The 19,012-nt window shown below is 65.0% G+C and carries 16 protein-coding genes and 1 pseudogene; 16 read left to right on the forward strand and 1 reads right to left on the reverse strand.

What is annotated here, in order from left to right; genetic code table 11:
• Window positions 1–28: 28 nt before the first annotated feature.
• On the reverse strand, window positions 29–505 hold the full coding sequence (locus JHD77_RS11330; RefSeq protein WP_003097819.1) for a MarR family winged helix-turn-helix transcriptional regulator: 477 nt from the start codon (window positions 503–505) through the stop codon (window positions 29–31).
• Between the two features lie 81 nt (window positions 506–586).
• On the opposite strand from JHD77_RS11330, the gene JHD77_RS11335 reads away from it, so the two are divergent.
• The 16 genes and pseudogenes from JHD77_RS11335 to icmH all read left to right on the forward strand — a co-directional run bounded on the left by JHD77_RS11335 (window position 587) and on the right by icmH (window position 19,003).
• A complete protein-coding gene (locus JHD77_RS11335) occupies window positions 587–1,753 on the forward strand; it encodes an aminotransferase-like domain-containing protein (protein ID WP_196994389.1) in 1,167 nt (388 codons plus the stop codon).
• A 55-nt stretch (window positions 1,754–1,808) separates the two neighbouring features.
• The gene (locus tag JHD77_RS11340) at window positions 1,809–2,411 is read left to right on the forward strand and encodes a glutathione S-transferase family protein (RefSeq protein ID WP_003097816.1); all 603 of its coding nucleotides are present in this window, start codon (window positions 1,809–1,811) and stop codon (window positions 2,409–2,411) included.
• A 1,165-nt stretch (window positions 2,412–3,576) separates the two neighbouring features.
• Entirely contained in the window at window positions 3,577–5,133 is a 1,557-nt protein-coding gene (tssA, locus tag JHD77_RS11345) for a type VI secretion system protein TssA (protein ID WP_023131173.1), read from the forward strand.
• A gap of 35 nt (window positions 5,134–5,168) precedes the next feature.
• Window positions 5,169–5,675 (forward strand): type VI secretion system contractile sheath small subunit, encoded by a 507-nt coding sequence (gene tssB / locus JHD77_RS11350; RefSeq protein WP_003097811.1) that lies wholly within the window; start codon window positions 5,169–5,171, stop codon window positions 5,673–5,675.
• Between the two features lie 28 nt (window positions 5,676–5,703).
• Entirely contained in the window at window positions 5,704–7,179 is a 1,476-nt protein-coding gene (tssC, locus tag JHD77_RS11355) for a type VI secretion system contractile sheath large subunit (protein WP_003087596.1), read from the forward strand.
• Between the two features lie 12 nt (window positions 7,180–7,191).
• Window positions 7,192–7,599, forward strand: a complete 408-nt coding sequence (gene tssE / locus JHD77_RS11360) for a type VI secretion system baseplate subunit TssE (RefSeq protein WP_003097809.1) — start codon at window positions 7,192–7,194, stop codon at window positions 7,597–7,599.
• A gap of 10 nt (window positions 7,600–7,609) precedes the next feature.
• Window positions 7,610–7,771 (forward strand): annotated as a pseudogene (locus JHD77_RS11365) (PAAR domain-containing protein); the annotation flags it as partial.
• A 159-nt stretch (window positions 7,772–7,930) separates the two neighbouring features.
• A complete protein-coding gene (tssF, locus tag JHD77_RS11370; protein WP_016851764.1) occupies window positions 7,931–9,718 on the forward strand; it encodes a type VI secretion system baseplate subunit TssF in 1,788 nt (595 codons plus the stop codon).
• Window positions 9,682–10,689, forward strand: a complete 1,008-nt coding sequence (gene tssG, locus JHD77_RS11375) for a type VI secretion system baseplate subunit TssG (RefSeq protein WP_017002570.1) — start codon at window positions 9,682–9,684, stop codon at window positions 10,687–10,689. Before tssF ends, tssG begins: the two co-directional genes overlap by 37 nt.
• A 6-nt stretch (window positions 10,690–10,695) precedes the next feature.
• Window positions 10,696–13,329 (forward strand): type VI secretion system ATPase TssH, encoded by a 2,634-nt coding sequence (gene tssH, locus JHD77_RS11380; RefSeq protein ID WP_074231442.1) that lies wholly within the window; start codon window positions 10,696–10,698, stop codon window positions 13,327–13,329.
• A 10-nt stretch (window positions 13,330–13,339) separates the two neighbouring features.
• Window positions 13,340–14,851, forward strand: coding sequence for a sigma-54 interaction domain-containing protein (locus JHD77_RS11385; protein ID WP_031756910.1), 1,512 nt, complete (start codon window positions 13,340–13,342; stop codon window positions 14,849–14,851).
• An 88-nt stretch (window positions 14,852–14,939) separates the two neighbouring features.
• On the forward strand, window positions 14,940–15,080 hold the full coding sequence (locus tag JHD77_RS11390) for a hypothetical protein (protein WP_003087614.1): 141 nt from the start codon (window positions 14,940–14,942) through the stop codon (window positions 15,078–15,080).
• 17 nt (window positions 15,081–15,097) lie between these two features.
• Window positions 15,098–16,291, forward strand: coding sequence for a type VI secretion system-associated FHA domain protein TagH (tagH, locus tag JHD77_RS11395; protein WP_010794017.1), 1,194 nt, complete (start codon window positions 15,098–15,100; stop codon window positions 16,289–16,291).
• A gap of 5 nt (window positions 16,292–16,296) precedes the next feature.
• On the forward strand, window positions 16,297–16,803 hold the full coding sequence (gene tssJ, locus JHD77_RS11400) for a type VI secretion system lipoprotein TssJ (protein ID WP_003114612.1): 507 nt from the start codon (window positions 16,297–16,299) through the stop codon (window positions 16,801–16,803).
• Window positions 16,800–18,131: a type VI secretion system baseplate subunit TssK gene (tssK, locus tag JHD77_RS11405; RefSeq protein WP_003097790.1), complete on the forward strand. Its 1,332-nt coding sequence runs from the start codon at window positions 16,800–16,802 to the stop codon at window positions 18,129–18,131. The genes tssJ and tssK overlap by 4 nt, the downstream gene beginning before the upstream one ends.
• A gap of 2 nt (window positions 18,132–18,133) precedes the next feature.
• Entirely contained in the window at window positions 18,134–19,003 is an 870-nt protein-coding gene (gene icmH / locus JHD77_RS11410; protein ID WP_031756911.1) for a type IVB secretion system protein IcmH/DotU, read from the forward strand.
• The last annotated feature ends 9 nt before the right edge of the window (window positions 19,004–19,012 follow it).

Raw genomic sequence — 19,012 nt, forward strand, 5'->3', positions numbered from 1 at the left:
AGCGTCCATGCGCCAGGCCCATGGGGCGTCAGTCGGCGGCCTCCGTCGCCGCTTCGCCGCGGCTGCCTGCATGCGCCCGAGCCAGGGTGCGATTGACCGCCAGCCAGCCGGAGACCGCTTCGCCGCCGGCTTCCTCGAAGCAGCGTTGGAGCAGCCGCGACTGCTCGCGACGCAGCGCCTTTTCCAACCGCACGCCCTCGGCGGTGAGGCCGAGGAGGCGTTTGCGCTTGTCGTCGTCGGCGGTGGCGCTGCCGATCAAGTTCATCTCCAGCAACTGGCGCAGCGGGATGTTCAGCGCCTGCTTGGTCACGCCGAGCAGGGCCAGCAGTTCCTTCACGCTGAGGCCCGGATAGCGGGCGATGAAGAACAGCACGCGGTGGTGCACGCGACCCAGGCCGCGGCGGGCGAGCATCTCGTCAGGCTTGGTGGTGAAGGCCTGGTACGCGAAGAAGAAGGCTTCCATCATGGCCTGCTGCTGGACGGCGTGGTTTTTCAGGTCAGGCATATTGACGCTTCCGGGTGCGGCATCGTAGTTTCGGTCAAGCAGTTTGACTCATTTTTCCCCGCCTACGCTACCGGTGATCCCATGGCCTTCTCTGAACGCATCTCCCGCCTGAAAAGCTCCTTGATCCGCGAAATCCTTGCCGCGGCGCAGCGTCCGGAGGTGATGTCGTTCGCCGGCGGGCTGCCGGCCGAGCCGATGCTGCCGAAGGTGCAGTGGGAGCAGATGCCGGCCTCCATGGGCCAGTACGGCATGAGCGAAGGCGAGCCTGCCCTGCGCGAAGCCATCGCCGCCGAAGCGCGTGCCCTCGGCGTCCCCTGCGAGGCGAGCCAGGTGCTGATCGTCAGCGGTTCGCAGCAGACCCTCGACCTGGCCAGCAAGCTGTTCATCGATCCGGGCACCGAGGTGCTGCTCGAGGCGCCGACCTACCTCGCCGCGCTACAGGCCTTCCAATTGTTCGGCGCCGATTGCGTGACCGTGCCGCTGGGTGCCGAGGGCCCCGACCTGGTTGCCCTGCGGCAGCGCCTGGAGCGACACAAGCCGGCCTTCGCCTACCTGATCCCGACTTTCCAGAATCCGTCCGGCGTGCGCTACAGCGAGGAACGCCGCGACGCGGTGGCGGCGCTGCTAGACGAATTCGGCGTGACCCTGATCGAAGACGAACCCTATCGCGAACTGGTGTTCGACGAGGGCCGCGCAACCCCGCTGGTCAGCCGCCTGCGCAAGTCCAGCTGGATCTATACCGGCACGGTGTCGAAGACCCTGCTGCCGGGCCTGCGCGTCGGTTTCCTGATCGCCACCCCGGACCTGTTCCCCCACCTGCTGCGGCTGAAACAGTCGGCCGACCTGCATACCAACCGGGTAGGGCAGTGGCAGGCGCTGCAATGGTTCGGCAGCGAGGCCTACCGCCAGCACCTGGCCGAACTGCGCGAGTTCTACCGGGGCCGCCGCGACGCCATGCAGGAGGCGCTGCTGGAGCACTTCGGTGAGCTGGCCGAATGGAATATCCCGGAGGGCGGGCTGTTCTTCTGGCTGACCCTCAGGCAGCCGCTGGATACCCGCACCCTGCTCCAGCCGGCGCTGGCCGCCGATGTCGCATTCATGCCCGGCGAACCTTTCTTCGCCGAGCCGGAGCAGAACCTCGGGCGTCTGCGGCTGAACTTCAGCCACGTCGCCCCGGAGCGCCTGCACGAAGGCCTGCGGCGCCTGGCCAAGGTCGTCCGCGACGCCCAGGCCGCCGAAGCGGCCTGAACCCTCATCGGCGCTCCTTCCGGGGCGCCGGCCATCCGATCCGAGGAGCGACACGATGTACAAGGTCTACGGTGATTACCGTTCGGGCAACTGCTACAAGATCAAGCTGGCCATGTCGCTGCTCGGCATCGACTACCAGTGGGTACCGGTGGACATTCTCAAGGGCGAGACCCAGACCCCGGAGTTCCTGGCGAAGAACCCCAACGGCAAGATACCGGTGCTGGAGCTGGAGGACGGCAGTTGCCTGTGGGAGTCCAACGCCATCCTCAACTTCCTCGCCGACGGCAGCGCCCTGTTGCCCAGCGAACCGCGCCTGCGCACCCAGGTGCTGCAATGGCAATTCTTCGAGCAATACAGCCATGAGCCCTATGTGGCCGTGGCGCGCTTCATCAAGCTCTACCTCGGCCTCCCGGAAGCCCGCCGCGCCGAGTTCGAAGAGAAGAAGATCGGCGGCTACAAGGCCCTCGACGTCATGGAGAAACAGCTGTCGCGCACGCCATTCCTGGTCGGCGAACAGTTCTCCATCGCCGATATCACCCTCTACGCCTACACCCATGTCGCCCATGAAGGCGGCTTCGACCTGACGGCCTACCCGGCGATCCGCGCGTGGATCAAGCGAGTGGGGGAGGTGCCGGGGTATGTGGGGATGCTGGATTGAGGGGAGCTTCGATCAGCGGTTGGCGAGGCAGTGATTTCTGTCATGAGCGGGAGTTTCGGGTAGAGCGAAATTTTTATGCATCGGGCTGGATGCGCGTTTTTCCTGATTATTCGTAGCTCGCTTTCCTGGCGCTGCTGTTGGTACCCGGCGCTGCGCTGGTGGCGGGTCAGTTGCTGGCCGTTGAGGTCGATGCCCAGGAGGGCAACGACCGACTGGCCGCGCTAGCCGACCCGACTACTGTCGGGCAGCTTTCTCGCCAGTAGGCGCACAGCACTGTCGAGCGGGTAAGCGGTGCGCAATTCTCTGTCGTCGCCGTACGCGGCCTACCGCATAAGTTGGTCATCGAGGGCTTGGCGATAGGCGCTGCGGCGGTCATCGAATCCTGCTTTCCTGACTGCTCGGGTCGCTATCGATTTCCGTCCAGCCGGTGCGGTACGGGCGTGTCCAGGGTAAACGCAGCGGTGCGTCCCGCCTGCAGTCGGTCACGGCGCAACTTCCTCGCCGGTGGCCATGGGACCGCCCATCTCGATTAATAACAATTCCCGTGCCAGTCTTTCATGGCTCTTTTAATCAATCTCATTCAATGGCTGATTGTTATCCATGTCTCATTCTGAAAAGAAATATAACAAGTGAATTGAGCAAGAAGTTGCGCAGTGTTGTGCAACTTTTTGCGCAGTAGTGTTCAGGCCAGTATTTTCAAGGGCTGTGGACTGTTATTGGGGATGTTTCTTGGTTTTCATTGTGCAACTTCTTGCACAATCGCTATTACGCTCTAAATCAGCTGTTGGTCCGCTTGGAAGGCCTATGTTTCGAGGCTCTCCGGAGAAATCCATACTGCCTGCCTTATTTTTTATAAATTGTTAACTACCTGTTTTGGTAGGGTTTTCCAAATGGCCATCAATGTCGTTATGATGGCTATAGCCAAGCCGTAAAGGGCATGGACGCAGACGCCTGACGTTTGGCTGAAAATCTTTCATTGATTCGTATCAATGAATAGGAAAATTCCCAAAGAGGGAATGTCCTGTTGCTTGCCAGTTTTTATGTTGTTTTCATGGAAAAGGCAAAGAGCTCTTCAGACTATTGGGATTTTCGTTCGGTTTTTATGCCAACTAGTTGAATTGTTAAGATATTCATTGGCGCACATGGTGTGCATTGAAGGGTTAGGATGACCTATTCGAGCAAGCTCTCCTCGCATTATCTGGAACTCGCGGAACAGCCGATTTCAAAGGATGTCTTTGCGGGTGAGGATGTGCGTTTTTCCAGCGAATACGAGGCGCTGGAAAATGAGCTGGGCAAGGCGCTCTCGCTCCATGAGAACGGCCAGACCGACTGGTTGAAAATCCTGGAAAACAGCGAAGCGCTGCTTCGTGCCCAATCCAAGGACCTGCGTGTTGCAGCCTGGTTGACCTGGGCCCTCTACCAACGGGAATCCTTTCCCGGTTTGCTGGCCGGACTGGGATTGCTGGAACGTCTGTGCAGCCGGCACTGGGTCGAGATCCATCCGCTCAAGGCGCGCACTCGCGCCGCGGCCATTGCCTGGCTGGTGCCCCGGCTGGAGCAGGCGCTGAACGAGAACGTACCGATCAAGGAGCAACTCCCCCTGTTCCGGCGTCTCGCCGAGCACCTGGAAAAACTCGATACCGCGCTGACCGCGCAACTGGGCGACGACGCGCCCTTGTTGCTGCCGATCAGCCGACGCCTTTCGGGCATGCTCCAGCGCGCCGCCGACAACCAGCCCGAACCTGGCGTGGTCGGCGCCGTGGTGGCCCAGGTCAAGCAGGCGGCCAGCCAGTTGCTGGCGCCGGGTGCGCCCATCGACAACGAGCGCGACGCCCACAAGGCCATGCGCGCCCAGCAGGAGGCCGCACGCCCCCTGTGCGCCTGGTGGCTGAAGCAGAAGGCCACCGATCTGCGCGCGCTGCGCCTCAACCGAACGATGCTCTGGCTGCCCATCGAGTCCATGCCCGAGCGCAATGCCGAACAGGTCACCGCGCTAAGGGGAGTGCCGGCGGACAAGCTGAAAAGCTACCAGGAGCGTTTCGCCCAGGGCCTGTACGCCGATCTCCTGGTGGAGCTGGAGGCGAGCCTGGCACGGGCGCCGTTCTGGTTCGACGGCCAGCGCCTGGTCTGGGAGTGCCTGCAAGGGCTCAACGCCGAGCAGGCGATGCGGGAAGTCGAAATGCATTTCGCCTTGCTCCTGCAGCGTCTGCCGGGGCTGGTGGAGCTGCGTTTCCACGATGGCAGCGCATTCGCCGATGCGGCCACCCGCGGCTGGATCAGCGCCCATGTCATGCCCCATCTCCAGAACGACAGTGCGCCGCGCAAGGTCGAGACCGTGGCCCTGCAGGCCGAATGGGACGTCGCCCTGGACGAGGTCCAGCCGGTGTTGCGCAAGGACGGCCTGAAGGCGGCGGTACAGGTGTTGAAGCAGGGCATGAAGCGCGCCCACGGCGGGCGCGCCCGGTTCTTCTGGCAACTGAGCCTCGCGCGACTGTGCTTCCTGGCGAAGAAGTACGAGCTGGCCAAGACCCAGCTGGAGAGCCTCGACCATCAGTTGCACGAATTGGGATTGCACGCCTGGGAGCCCGATCTGGCGCTGGATGTACTGCACCTGCTGCATAGCTGCTGCGAGCTGTTGCCGCAGAACCACGCCGTGCGAGAACGCAAGGAAGACATTTATCGCAGGCTGTGCCACCTCGATCTCGAGGTGGTGCTCGAATAGGGCTTCGCGCCCTCAATTCTCAAGGAGAAAAAGCCATGGCCAAAGAAGGCTCGGTAGCCCCAAAGGAACGCATCAACGTCACCTTCAAGCCCGCCACCGGCGGTGCCCAGGAGGAAATCGAACTGCCGTTGAAGCTACTGGCGATCGGCGATTACACCCAGCGCACGGATGAGCGCAAGGTGGAGGACCGCAAGCCGATCGGCATCGACAAGATGACCTTCGACGAGGTCCTGGCCAAGCAGGAGCTGGGGCTGACGCTGAGCGTACCCAATCGTCTCCAGGAGGAGGGCGGCAGCGACGAGCTGGCGGTGGGGCTGCAGATCAACTCGATGAAGGACTTCAACCCGGCCAGCATCGTCGAGCAGGTGCCCGAGCTGAAGAAGCTGATGGAGTTGCGCGATGCGTTGGTGGCCCTCAAGGGCCCGCTGGGCAACGCCCCGGCGTTCCGCAAGGCCATCGAAAGCGTACTCGCCGACGACGAGTCCCGTAGCCGTGTGCTGGGCGAGCTGGGGCTGAGCGCCGCCCCCTCCCAGGACGCCTGAGCCACCCCCTAGCCAAGGAAGCAGATACATGAGCACCAGTGCCGCACAGCAAGGCCGGAACCAGAACGGCGAATACAACATTCTCGACAGCATCATCGCCGAGACCCGCCTGAGCCCGGACGACGAGGCCTACGACATCGCCAAGCGCGGCGTCTCCGCCTTCATCGAGGAATTGCTCAAGCCGCAGAACGACGGCGAGCCGGTGAAGAAGGCGATGGTCGACCGGATGATCGCCGAGATCGACGCCAAGCTCAGCACGCAGATGGACGAGATTCTCCATCATCCCGATTTCCAGGCGCTGGAGTCGGCCTGGCGCGGCCTGCAACTGCTGGTCGACCGCACCAACTTCCGCGAGAACATCAAGATCGAGATTCTCAGCGTTTCCAAGCAGGACCTGCTGGACGATTTCGAGGACTCGCCCGAGGTGATGCAGTCCGGCCTGTACAAGCACATCTACACCGCCGAATACGGCCAGTTCGGTGGCCAGCCGGTCGGCGCCATCATCGCCAACTACTACATGTCGCCCAGTTCGCCCGACGTCAAGCTGATGCAATACGTCTCCAGCGTGGCCTGCATGGCCCATGCGCCATTCGTGGCGGCCGCCGGTCCGAAGTTCTTCGGCCTGGAAAGCTTCACCGGCCTGCCGGACCTGAAGGACCTGAAGGATCATTTCGAAGGCCCGCAGTTCGCCAAGTGGCAGAGCTTCCGCCAGTCCGAGGATTCCCGCTACGTGGCGCTGACCGTACCGCGCTTCCTGCTGCGCACGCCCTACGATCCGGAAGAGAATCCGGTCAAGTCGTTCGCCTACAAGGAGACCGTGGCCAACAGCCACGAGCATTACCTGTGGGGCAACACCGCCTATGCCTTCGGCACCAAGCTGACCGACAGCTTCGCCAAGTATCGCTGGTGCCCGAACATCATCGGGCCGCAGAGCGGCGGTGCGGTAGAGGACCTGCCGTTGCACCACTTCGAGAGCATGGGCGAGATCGAGACCAAGATCCCCACCGAGGTGCTGGTGTCCGATCGCCGCGAGTACGAACTGGCCGAGGAAGGCTTCATTTCCCTGACCATGCGCAAGGGCAGCGACAACGCCGCGTTCTTCTCCGCCAGCTCGGTGCAGAAGCCGAAGTTCTTCGGCATCAGCGCCGAAGGCAAGGCCGCGGAGCTGAACTACAAGCTCGGCACCCAGTTGCCGTACATGATGATCGTCAACCGCCTGGCCCATTACCTGAAGGTCCTGCAACGCGAACAGCTGGGGTCGTGGAAGGAGCGTACCGACCTCGAGCTGGAGCTGAACAAGTGGATCCGCCAGTACGTCGCCGACCAGGAAAACCCCAGCGCCGAAGTGCGCGGCCGTCGCCCGCTGCGCGCTGCACAGATCATCGTCAGTGACGTCGAGGGCGAGCCGGGCTGGTACCGCGTCAGCCTGAACGTGCGCCCGCACTTCAAGTACATGGGGGCGGACTTCACCCTGTCGCTGGTCGGTAAGCTGGACAAAGAGTAAGCGGAGCTTTCCATGACCGGATACGGCAGCCTGTTCGAGCGCCTGAACGGCGACGCGGATAAGCGCGTCGGCTGGAGCCGCGAGGTTTCCGCCATGGCGTCGGTGGCTGCCCATCTGGGCAAGATGCTCAGCACCCGGGCGGGCAGCGTGCAGACGCTGTCCGACTACGGGTTGCCCGATCTCAACGACATGCGCCTGAGCCTGCACGACTCCCTGAGCCAGGCCCGCTCGGCCATCGAAGGTTTCATCGAGGCTTACGAACCGCGCTTGAGCGACGTGCGTGTCGTTTCCCTGCCGCGCGACAACGACCAGCTCCGCCTGGCCTTCAGCATCGAAGGGTTGCTGGAGGTGGAAGGTTTCAAGCGCCAGGTGAGTTTTTCCGCATGCCTGGATGGCAGCGGCCAGGTGAAGGTCAGCTAAGGAGGTTTCGATGTCCGGCAAACCCGCAGCCCGCGTTTCCGATCCAACCGCTTGTCCGCTCCCCGGGCACGGCAGCAATCCAATCGTCGTCGGTTCCGCCGACGTGTTCTTCGACGGCCTCGCGGCGGCCCGCCAGGGTGACGCCTCGGCCTGGCGCGCTTCGATGCCTGGTTCGTCCATGAGGTCTTCTGAGATGGGCGCGAATCGGGTCGATTACGGAAAGACAACGGACACCGTGGGTTTCCGATCTTCAGGCCAGAAATGTCATTGCGGTTTTGGCGGCAGCGGTCAGACGACTGCCATCAGTGAAACGATATCCAGCAGGTAGGCCGTGTCCTTCAATCATTACTACCAGAGCGAACTCACCGCACTGCGCCAGCTGGGGCGCCGTTTCGCCGAGCGTAGCCCGGCCCTGGCCCCGTTTCTCGGGCAGGTCGGACGCGATCCGGATGTCGAGCGCCTGCTCGAGGGCTTTGCCTTCCTGACCGGGCGGTTGCGGCAGAAGCTGGACGACGAGTTGCCGGAACTCAGCCACTCGATGATGCACCTGCTGTGGCCGAACTATATGCGCCCGCTGCCGGCTTTCAGCATTCTCCAGTTCGACCCCCTGACCCGCCCGGGCGGGGCGCTGCGCGTGGAGCGCGATACGCCGGTCGAGAGCCGGCCGGTGGGCGAGGTCGCCTGTCGCTTCCGTACCTGCTACGCCACCGAGGTCCTGCCGCTGGTGCTGGAGGCGCTCAACTATTCGGTGACCGGCGAGGGTGCGCTGCTCGGCCTGCGCCTGGCGATGAACTGCGACGGGCATCTCGGCGAGCTGGGCCTGAGTCGGCTGCGCCTGCACCTGGCCGGCGAGCGCTACATCAGCCAGATGCTCTACCTGTGCCTGCTGCGCAACCTGGAGAGCATCCAGCTGATTCCGCTGGACGCCCATGGGCGGCCGCTGGATGGCGTGGCCGGCAAGCCGATGTCGTTCCGCCTGACGGGCGAGCGGGTGCAGCCGGTGGGGTTCGCCGAAGACGAGGCGTTGATTCCCTATCCGCTGAATACCTTCCGTGGCTATCGCTACCTGCAGGAATACTTCGCGTTCCAGGACAAGTTCCTGTTCGTCGACGTGGATGGCCTTGACCTGCTCGGCGCTCTGCCCGAGGAAACCCTCAAGCAGGTCCGCGGCCTCGAGTTGCGCTTCGATATCCGCAAGAGCGGCATCCAGCGCCTGCACCCGACGCTGGAGAACGTCAAGCTGTACTGTACGCCGGTGGCCAACCTGTTCCGCCACGATGCGCTGCCGATCCGCCTAGACGGCAAGCAGGACGAATACCTGCTGATGCCGGCCGAATACAGCCTGGAGGACTGCGGGGTGTTCTCGGTAGAGGGCGTCACCGGCTGGCGGCCGGGCGGGCTCGGCTACCAGGCCTATGTGCCGTTCGAGTCCTTCGAGCACGATCCCAGCTTCGACGTCCCGGAAGCACGGCCCCACTACAGCGTCCGGCAACGGACCTCGTTGCTGCACGATGGCCTGGACACCTACCTGAGCTTCGGCATCCGCCATCCCGAGCAGATCGAGACGCTGTCGGTGGAACTGACCTGCACCAACCAGAACCTGCCCCAACGGCTGCGCCTGGGCGATATCTGCGTCGCCTGCGAAGGCACGCCGGAGTTCCTCGGTTTCCGCAATATCACCCCGGCGACGCCGAGCTACGCGCCGCCGCTGAACCGCGATTTCCTCTGGAAACTGATCAGCAACATGTCGCTCAACTACCTGTCGCTGGCCAACGTCGACGCGCTCAAGGTGATCCTCGAAACCTACGACCTGCCGCGCTACTACGACCAGCATGCGGCGAAGGTCAGCAAGCGCCTGCTGGGCGGGCTCAAGTCGGTCCGCCACGAGCATGTCGACCGCCTGCATCGGGGCCTGCCGCTGCGCGGCTTGCGTACCGAGCTGACGATCGATCCGGAAGGCTACATCGGCGAGGGCGACCTGTTCGTGTTCGCTTCGGTTCTGAACGAATTTTTCGCGCTTTACGCCAGCATCAACTCCTACCACGAGTTGCGGGTGAGGAGCACACAGGGAGACGTGTACCAATGGAAACCGCGCATGGGTTTGCAGCCCCTGCTGTAAGCGCGCTGGCCCGGGGCATTCGCGAGTACTCGCTGTTCCAGGCGGTCCTGCTGGTCATGGATCGCCTGCGTCAGGAATATCCCGGCCTGGGAGACGAGGCGCTCTACGATCAGTTGGAATTCCAGGCCAATCCTAGCCTCGGTTTCCCGGGCAGCGATGTCGATCGGGTGGAGTTCTTCGAAGAGCGCGGCATGCTGCGGGCGCGGCTGCGTTTCAACCTGATCGGCTTGTTCGGTGCCAGTTCGCCGTTGCCGGCGTTCTACAGCGAGCAGGCTCTGGGCGACAGCGAGGAGGGCAATCCTACGCGGAACTTCCTCGATCTCTTCCATCACCGCCTGCATCGGCTGCTGTTGCCGATCTGGCGCAAGTACCGCTACCGGGTGAGCTTCCAGAGCGGCGCGAGCGATGCGTTCTCCGCTCAGTTGTTCGCCCTCGTCGGATTGGGCGGGGAAGAGATCCGCAAGGCCAGGGAACTGAACTGGAAACGCCTGCTGCCCTACCTGGGCCTGCTCAGCCTGCGGGCGCACTCGGCGGCCTTGATCGAGTCGGTGCTGCGCTACTACTTCAAGCATGCCGAACTGGTCGCCGAGCAGTGTATCGAACGGCGCGTCGCGATCCTCGAAGAGCAGCGCAACCGGCTCGGCCTGTTCAACAGCCAGCTTGGCGAAGACGCGGTGCTGGGCGAACGGGTCCGCGACCGCAGCGGCAAGTTCCGCATTCATATCCGCCAGCTCGACTGGCAGCGCTTCCACGAGTTCCTGCCGATCGGTCCCGGCTACCAGCCGCTTTGCGCGCTGGTTCGCTTCACCCTGCGCGACCCGCTCGACTACGACATCCGGCTGGTCTTGCGCCACGAGGAAATCCGTGAGTTCCGCATCGGCGCGCAGAACGCCTGCCGCCTTGGCTGGACCAGCTGGCTGGGCCGGGAGCGTGCGGATGGCGTGGTGACGCTGGGCAGCAAGATTCATTAAGGATGGATGAGCATGATCAACGTAGACCTGCAACAACTGATTCAGGCGCTGGATGCCGACACCCGGCGCGACCTCGAAGGCTCGGCCGAGCGCTGCGTAGCCCGTGGCGGCAGCAAGGTACTGGTGGAGGACCTGTTGCTGGGCCTGCTGGAGCGTCCCCAGGGACTGCTGGCGCGCGCCCTGCAGGATGCCGCGGTGGACGCCGGCGAACTCAACGCCGCGTTGCAAGCGCGGGGCGAGCATAGTGCCTCGCGCAATCCGGTGTTCGCGCCCGAGCTGGTGCAGTGGCTGCAGGATGCGCTGTTGCTGGCCAACCTCGAACTGGGCCGTAGCCAGATCGACCAGGCGGCATTGATCCTGGCCCTGCTACGCAACCCGTTGCGCTATGCCGGCAGCCGCTACCAGCCGCTGCTGGCGCGGCTCGACATCGAGCGGTTGAAGGATTTCGCGCTCTCGCAGCCGCTGGAGGGCGCGCCCAGCGGCAAGCCGGGCGGCGGCGAGTCCCTGTTGCAGCGTTTCACCCACAACCTTACCCAGCAGGCGCGCGACGGCAAGCTCGATCCGGTGCTCTGTCGCGACGGGGCTATTCGCCAGATGGTCGACATCCTGGCCCGTCGGCGGAAAAACAACCCCATCGTGGTCGGCGAGGCCGGCGTCGGCAAGACCGCCATCGTCGAAGGCCTGGCCTCGCGGATCGCCGCAGGGGAAGTGCCGCCGGCGCTGAGGGACGTCGAGCTGTTGTCCCTCGACATGGGCCTGTTGCAGGCCGGTGCCAGCGTGAAGGGCGAGTTCGAGCGGCGCCTGAAAGGCGTCATCGACGAAGTGAAGGCAGCGCTCAGGCCGACCATCCTGTTCATCGACGAGGCCCATACGCTTATCGGCGCGGGCGGTCAGGCCGGCGGCTCGGATGCCGCCAACCTGCTAAAGCCGGCCCTGGCACGTGGCGAGTTGCGCACCATCGCGGCGACGACCTGGGCCGAATACAAGAAGTATTTCGAGAAGGACCCGGCGCTGGCCCGGCGCTTCCAGCCCGTGCAGTTGCATGAGCCGAGCGTTGCCGAGGCGGTGACGATCCTGCGTGGCCTGGCCCGGGTTTACGAGGAAAGCCACGGTATCTACCTGCGCGACGACGCGGTGGTGGCCGCCGCCGAACTGTCCGCCCGCTACCTGGCGGGTCGCCAGTTGCCGGACAAGGCCGTCGACGTCCTCGACACCGCCTGTGCGCGGGTGCGCATCAGCCTGGCGGCGGCGCCGGAGAGCCTCGAGCGCCTGCGCGGCGAGCTGGCCGAAGGCGAGCGCCAGCGCCAGGCCCTGCGCCGCGATGCCGAGGCAGGCCTGCCGATCGACCACGATACCCTGCAGGCGCTGGAGGAGCGCCTGGCCCAGGCGGAAAGCGAGCGGCACGTACAGGAGGACCAGTGGAGCCGCCAGCGCGAACTCGCCGAGCGCCTGCTCGCCCTGCGCCAGCAATTGGCCAGGGCCCGCGAGGCGAACCGGGAAGAGCAGGGCGGCGAGGCGGACGCGGAGACTTTCCCGGCCGACGAGCATGGCGGTGTCGAAGCCCTGGAAAAGGCCCTTCACGAAACCCGCCAGGCGCTCGTCGATGCCCAGGCCCAGGGGCGGCTGGTCAGCTTCGAGGTCTGCCCGCGCCTGGTTGCCGAGGTGATCGGCGCCTGGACCGGCGTACCGGTGGAACAACTGGCGCGGGAACACAACGCCAAGGTGATGGGGTTCGCCGACGACCTGCGGGCGCGGATCCGTGGCCAGGAACAGGCGGTCAGCGCCCTGGACCGCGCGATGCGCGCCACCGCGGCCGGGCTGAACAAGCCCGATGCGCCGGTCGGCGTGTTCCTGCTGGTGGGCCCGAGCGGGGTGGGCAAGACCGAGACCGCGCTGGCGCTGGCCGACCTGCTGTATGGCGGCGAGCGTTTCATCACCACCATCAACATGTCCGAGTTCCAGGAGAAGCACACCGTCTCGCGCCTGATCGGCGCGCCGCCCGGCTATGTCGGCTATGGCGAGGGTGGCATGCTCACCGAGGCGGTACGCCAGAAGCCCTATTCGGTGATATTGCTGGACGAGGTGGAGAAGGCCGATCCGGACGTGCTCAACCTGTTCTACCAGATCTTCGACAAGGGCGTGGCCAACGATGGCGAAGGGCGCGAGATCGATTTCCGCAATACCTTGATCCTGATGACCTCCAACCTCGCCAGCGAGCACATCGCCGCGCTTTGCCAGGACGGCGCGCGGCCTTCCGCCGAACTCCTGGAGGAAACCATCCGGCCGGCGCTCAGCCGGCATTTCAAGCCGGCGCTGCTGGCGCGCATGCGCGTGGTGCCTTACTACCCGGTGGGCGGCCCGGTACTGCGCGAGCTGATCGAGATCAAGCTGCAACGCCTCGGCGAGCGCCTGGCGCGCCGTCAACTGGCTTTCGACTACAGCCGGGCGCTGGTGGGCCACCTGGCCGAGCGTTGCACCCAGAGCGACAGCGGCGCACGGTTGATCGACCACCTGCTGGACACGCACCTGCTGCCGCTGGTGGCCGACCGTTTGCTGGAAGCGATGGCGCGCGACGAGCGTCTCGAGCGGGTCCATGCGACGCTGGGCGAGCACGGCCGCGTGCTCTGCGAGTTCGCCTGAGGTGGGTGCGATGTTCAGCCGCGTACCGCAACCCCTGGCCTTCGCCGAAGCCCTGCTCGCTCAGTTCGGCGCGCTGTCGCGGGAAACCGACGCCGCGGCCCTGCTGGGCGGTTTCGCACGCGCAGTCGGCGAACTCAGCGGCTGCGAGCTGAGCCAGTTGTATCTGCTCGACCAGACCCATACCGCGCTCACCCTCAACGCCGAATGCCGGGACGGCCTGTTGCAGGCGCTGGAGCCGTCGAGCCTGCCGGCGGACTACACCGGCGAGCAGTTGCTGCAGTTCGCCCTGTGCCAGAACCGCGTGGTCAGTCTCGTCGACCTGCCGTCGCGGCTGCACGAGACCGGCTTCCTGCCGGCAGCGGAGCAGCCCTGGCTGTCCCTGCTCTGCGTTCCGCTGGTGAGCCCGGAGAAAACGGTCGAGGGCATGGTGGTCTGCGCTACCCGGCGCCCACTGGACCTGCAGGGATTCGCCCATCCACTGGGCCAGCTGGGCTCGTTCGTGCTGGCCCAGCTGCATCTGCTGCAACGCCTCTCGCAACCCTCCGGCGAGCCGCAGGGACCGTCCAGCGCACCGGTGGTCAGCGGCTACGGGCTGATCGGCAGGAGCGCGGCGATGCGTGAGACCTGCCGCCTGATCAGCAAGGTCCTGCACAACCCCTATACCGTGTTGCTGCAGGGCGAGACCGGCACCGGCAAGGAGGTGGTCGCACGGGCGATCCACGAGTACGGCCCGCGGCGTGCACAGGCGTTCGTGGTGCAGAACTGCGCGGCGTTTCCGGAAAACCTGCTGGAAAGCGAGCTGTTCGGCTACCGCAAGGGCGCCTTTACCGGTGCAGAGCGCGATCGCCCCGGGTTGTTCGATGCCGCGGATGGCGGAACCCTGTTGCTCGACGAAATCGGCGACATGCCCCTCTCGCTCCAGGCCAAGCTGTTGCGCGTGTTGCAGGAAGGCGAGATTCGCCCGCTCGGCGGCAACGACACGCACAAGGTCGATGTACGCATCATCGCCGCTACCCACCGTGACCTCGCCCTGCTGGTACGCGATGGCAAGTTCCGCGAAGACCTCTACTACCGGCTGGCGCAGTTTCCCATCGAGTTGCCGCCGTTGCGCCAGCGCGAGGGCGACGCCCTCGAACTGGCCCGGCATTTCGCCGAGCGCGCCTGCGTGTTCCTGCGCCGCACGCCGTTGGGCTGGTCCGCGGAAGCGCTGGAACTGCTCGACGGCTATGGCTTTCCCGGCAACGTTCGGGAGCTGAAGGGACTGGTGGAATGCGCGGTACTGCTCTGCGAAGGCGATGTGCTGCTGGCCGAACACTTTTCCCTGCGCGCGCCCCCGGAAGCGGAGGCGCCGCTCAAGCTGCGCGAGCATCTGGAGCAGATCGAACGGGACCTGCTGCTCGCCTGCCTGCGCAGGAACGCTGGCAACCAGACCCTCGCCGCGCGCGAACTGGGTCTGCCGCGACGAACCCTGATCTATCGCATGGGACGCCTGAACATTCATTTCGGCGATCCCCGGACCTGAAGCCCATGATCGAGATTTCCTTCCAACCAGCCCAGCCGGGCGCGCGCCTGGAGCGCGGCGTCCGCGGCCCTTCCATGGAGACTCCCTGATGCCTGTTCGTCACTGGCCCGCCGTGCTTCTGGCCCTGGCCGTCCTCTGCGGCCTCGCCGGTTGCAGCGGCAACTACAAATTCAACGACGGCGACTATCGCCCGCTTGGCGATCCGCAGGCGGTCAATCGCGGCAAGTGACCGCAAGGAGCGATCTCATGGAACTGGTATTGGAAATGCTCAGCGCCAAGCAATTCGTACCGACGGAGCTATGCAGCAAGACCTTCGGCAGGAACGGCGGCCTCATCGGCCGCGGCGGTGAGTGCGATTGGGCGATTCCCGATCGCAAGCGGCACCTGTCCAAGCAGCATGCGCGGGTCAGCTATCGCAACGGCGCGTTCTACCTGACCGACACCAGCAGCAACGGCATCCGCGCCGGCAACGGCAGCCGCCTGCCGCATGGCGAGCCGCAGCGCATCGAGCAGGACAGCGTCTTCCTGCTCGGCGACTTCGAGATCCGCGCGCGGTTGCTGCGCGAGCCCGACGAGCTCGCCATGGACGTCGGGCGGCCGCAGCCGGCGGGCAGCATCATTCCGGACGATGCCTTCCTGGCCCTCGATCCGTTGCAGGCGCTCGACCAGGACGGTGCAGATGCCTACGAACTCGACGACCTGAGCGCGATCGCCCAGCCCAGCCAGGAGGCCGGGGCGCGTGCGGACTACGCGCGGATCGACATGGAAAGCCTGGTCGTACCGGAGCTGGTGCCCGCCCCGGCGGCCCCGCAGGAACCCGTGGAAAGTCCGCGTCCGGGTCGCGACGAAGCCTTCTGGCAGCGTTTCGGCCAGGCCCTGGGAATGGACCTCGAAGGCCTCGACGGCGCTGCGCGCGAAGCGCTGGCGATCGACGCCGCCGGTTTGCTGCGGCAGTGCATCGGCGGCTTGCAGCAGAGCCTGCGGACCCGCAGCGAACTGAAGAACGAACTGCGCCTGTCGCTGAGCACGTTGCGCGATACCGGCAAGAATCCCTTGCGCTTCAGCGCCGATGCCGGCGAGGCGCTGGGTCATCTGCTACGGGATGGCAAGCCTGGCCAGTTGAGTGGCGAACAGGCCGTCGCACGCAGTTTCCGCGACCTCCAGGCACACCAGGTGGCGCTGCTCGGCGCCAGCCGGGCGGCGGTGCGCGCGACCCTCGAGCATTTCTCGCCGCAGCAGCTGGCCCTGCGTTTCGAGCGCGACGGTCGCCGGCCGTTGCTGGCCACCTCGGGCAGCCGCTGGCGTGCCTATGGTCGCTACCACCAGTCGCTATGCCAGGACGACGATTGGAGCGAGCGTCTGTTGGCGCGTGATTTCGCCCAGGCCTACGAAGAGCAGGTTCGCCTGATTTCCACCCTCTACACCGAGCACCAAGGATGATCGCCATGTCTCGTCGCCCGATCCCGCCAGCCAGGGCGCTGGCCATGCTCGCCGTCCTGGCGCTGCTGGCCGGCTGTTCCACGCTGTCGCCGTATTCCAGACTGACCAAGCTCGACCTCGCCCTGAGCGCCGGCGAGCGGGTCAATCCCGACCTCAATGGCCGGCCGTCGCCGGTGGTAGTGCGGCTGTTCGAGCTGAAACACCCGGTGGCGTTCGAGAACGCCGACTTCTTCAGCCTCTACGAACGTCCCAAGGAGACCCTGGACCCCGACCTGGTGACCAGCGAGGAGCTGGAGCTGCGTCCCGGCGAGCGGGTCGAACTCAAGCTCAGCGTGGAGGAGGGGAGCCGCTACGTGGGCGTGCTCGCCGCCTACCGCGATCTCGGCGAGGCAAGCTGGCGCTACGTGGTGCCGGTCACGGCGAAAGAGCTGACCCGGGTAGAGCTGAAGCTGGGCCAGAAGGGCATCCTGAATGCCGGCGAATTGCTCGGCAAGGCGGGTGACGCGCGATGAACGTGCACAAGATCGTCTGGCAGGAAGGCATGCTGCTGCGCCCGCAGCACCTGCAACACAACGACCGCTACTACGACAACCAGATGAAGGCCCGGACCCAGTTGCTGGGCAGCTACAACTGGGGCTTCCTCGCCCTGGAGCTGGACCGCCAGTTCCTCAACATGGGCAAGCTGGTGATCAGCCAGGCCTCCGGCGTATTGCCCGACGGCAGCCTGTTCGAACTCGGCGGCAACACCGAGCCGCTCGCCCTCGACGTGCCGCCCAATACCTCGAACGTGCCGATCTACCTGGCCCTGCCGCTGGTCACCGGCAACCACATCGAGGCGCGCCGGCCGGAGCAGGCCGAGGTCCTGGCGCGCTATACCGCCTATGACCTGGAGGTGGCGGACTCCAACGCCGGCGAGGATTCCATGGTGCAGGTCAGCTGCGCGCGGCCGGATTTTCGCCTGCTGCTCGGCGAGCAGCAGAGCGACCAGGCCTACGTCAAACTGAAGGTGGCGGTGGTGCTGGATACCACGCCGGACGGGGTGATCAGCCTCGACCCCGACTTCGTGCCGAGCTACCTCCACGCCCACGCATCCGCCTACCTGCTGTCCTGCCTGAAGGAGGTGATCAGCATGCTCGGCCATCGCGGCGACACCATCGCCGAGCGTATCCGGTCCAATGGCAAGGTCGGCGGCGCGGAGGTCGGCGATTTCATGATGCTGCAACTGATCAATCGCACCGAGTTGCTGCTGCGCCACTACCTGGGATTGGAGCAGGTGCATCCGGAGCAGTTGTACCGGGTGCTGCTGACCATGCTCGGCGACCTCGCCACCTTCGGCAGCGAGAGCAAGCGTCCGCGCCTGGACAGCCGTTACCAGCACAGCGACCAGGGCGCCAGCTTCCGCAGGCTGATGGAGGCGATCCGCCAGGTCCTGTCGATGGTGCTCGAGCAGCATGCCATCGAACTGCCTCTCCAGGCCCGCCAGTACGGCATCCTGGTCTCGCCCCTGCACGACCACAAGCTGCTCGGCAGCGCCTCGTTCGTGCTCGCCGCCAGTGCCAATTGCGAGTCGGAGGAACTGCGCCAGCGGCTGCCCGCGCATCTCAAGGTGGGTGCGGTCGAGCACATTCGCCAACTGGTCAACCTGCACCTGCCGGGGATCCGGGTCAAGCCGCTGCCGGTGGCGCCGCGGCAGATCCCGTTCCACTCCAACAAGACCTATTTCATTCTCGAACCCAACGCCGAGGACATGGCCCAGCTGGAGCGCTCCGGCGGTTTCGCGTTCCACGTATCCGGCGAGTTCTCCGAGCTTGAACTGAAATTCTGGGCCATCAGGAACTGAACATGATCAAGGAAAGGGAATACCACGAGGACGAGAAGACCGTCCTCCTCGATCACCAGGGACAGGTACCGGCCCAGGGGCCGCTGACCGATTTCGCCGAACCGCCGCGCTTCGAGCAGCTCGAGGAGCGGATGATCTACGCGGCGCGCCTGCGTCCGGGCGAGGCCTTCAACGTCAGCCTGAACCCGCTGGTGGCGGCGGCTTCCGAACTGCTTTCGGAAGTGGTCCGGCTCAAGCACAGCACCGTGCTGGAGAACCTTGCGGCGCTCAAGGAGCGGTTGACCTCCGCCATGAAGCTCTTCGAATTCCGCGCCGTGCAGGATAGCGTGGAAAACAGCCAGGTCATGGCGGCGCGCTACGTGCTGTGCACGGTGGTCGACGAGGCGGTGGTGACCACCCCGTGGGGCAACGAAAGCGAATGGTCGAAGATCAGCCTGCTGAGCAGCTTCCATAACGAGACCTTCGGCGGCGAGAAGTTCTTCCAGTTGCTCGACCGGCTGTCGAAGAACCCGGTCAAGCACCTGCCGATGCTGGAGCTGATGTACCTCTGCCTGGCCCTCGGCTTCGAGGGCAAGTACCGGGTGATGGCTCGCGGCGTGCTCGACCTGGACGGTATTTCCGATGCGCTCTACCGGCAGATCCGCCAGTTGCGCGGCGACGTGCCGCGCGAACTGTCGCCGCACTGGCAGGGGCTCAGCGACCAGCGTCGCGGCCTGGTGCGGATCGTGCCCTGGTGGATGGTGGCGCTGTTCACCCTGGTCTGCCTGGTGGTGATGTATTCGGGATTCGCCTGGGTTCTCGGCGAACAACGCGACACGGTGCTGCAGCCTTACCAGTCGCTCGATGCGGCGGCAGGACAGCCCGGTTCGTAAACACAGGGA

It is taken from the genome of Pseudomonas sp. P20, from assembly GCF_016463925.1.
Classification (GTDB): Bacteria; Pseudomonadota; Gammaproteobacteria; order Pseudomonadales; family Pseudomonadaceae; genus Pseudomonas; species Pseudomonas aeruginosa.

Bases quoted from the DNA above. Each gene is read 5' to 3' on its own strand.
- tssJ (WP_003114612.1), top strand. From the start codon at position 16,297: ATGTCTCGTCGCCCGATCCCGCCAGCCAGGGCGCTGGCCATGCTCGCC.
- JHD77_RS11390 (WP_003087614.1), top strand. From the start codon at position 14,940: ATGCCTGTTCGTCACTGGCCCGCCGTGCTTCTGGCCCTGGCCGTCCTC.
- tssG (WP_017002570.1), top strand. From the start codon at position 9,682: ATGGAAACCGCGCATGGGTTTGCAGCCCCTGCTGTAAGCGCGCTGGCC.
- tssB (WP_003097811.1), top strand. From the start codon at position 5,169: ATGGCCAAAGAAGGCTCGGTAGCCCCAAAGGAACGCATCAACGTCACC.
- tssA (WP_023131173.1), top strand. From the start codon at position 3,577: ATGACCTATTCGAGCAAGCTCTCCTCGCATTATCTGGAACTCGCGGAA.
- icmH (WP_031756911.1), top strand. From the start codon at position 18,134: ATGATCAAGGAAAGGGAATACCACGAGGACGAGAAGACCGTCCTCCTC.
- JHD77_RS11340 (WP_003097816.1), top strand. From the start codon at position 1,809: ATGTACAAGGTCTACGGTGATTACCGTTCGGGCAACTGCTACAAGATC.
- JHD77_RS11330 (WP_003097819.1), bottom strand. From the start codon at position 505: ATGCCTGACCTGAAAAACCACGCCGTCCAGCAGCAGGCCATGATGGAA.
- tssC (WP_003087596.1), top strand. From the start codon at position 5,704: ATGAGCACCAGTGCCGCACAGCAAGGCCGGAACCAGAACGGCGAATAC.
- tssE (WP_003097809.1), top strand. From the start codon at position 7,192: ATGACCGGATACGGCAGCCTGTTCGAGCGCCTGAACGGCGACGCGGAT.
- tssH (WP_074231442.1), top strand. From the start codon at position 10,696: ATGAGCATGATCAACGTAGACCTGCAACAACTGATTCAGGCGCTGGAT.
- tagH (WP_010794017.1), top strand. From the start codon at position 15,098: ATGGAACTGGTATTGGAAATGCTCAGCGCCAAGCAATTCGTACCGACG.
- tssK (WP_003097790.1), top strand. From the start codon at position 16,800: ATGAACGTGCACAAGATCGTCTGGCAGGAAGGCATGCTGCTGCGCCCG.
- JHD77_RS11335 (WP_196994389.1), top strand. From the start codon at position 587: ATGGCCTTCTCTGAACGCATCTCCCGCCTGAAAAGCTCCTTGATCCGC.
- JHD77_RS11385 (WP_031756910.1), top strand. From the start codon at position 13,340: ATGTTCAGCCGCGTACCGCAACCCCTGGCCTTCGCCGAAGCCCTGCTC.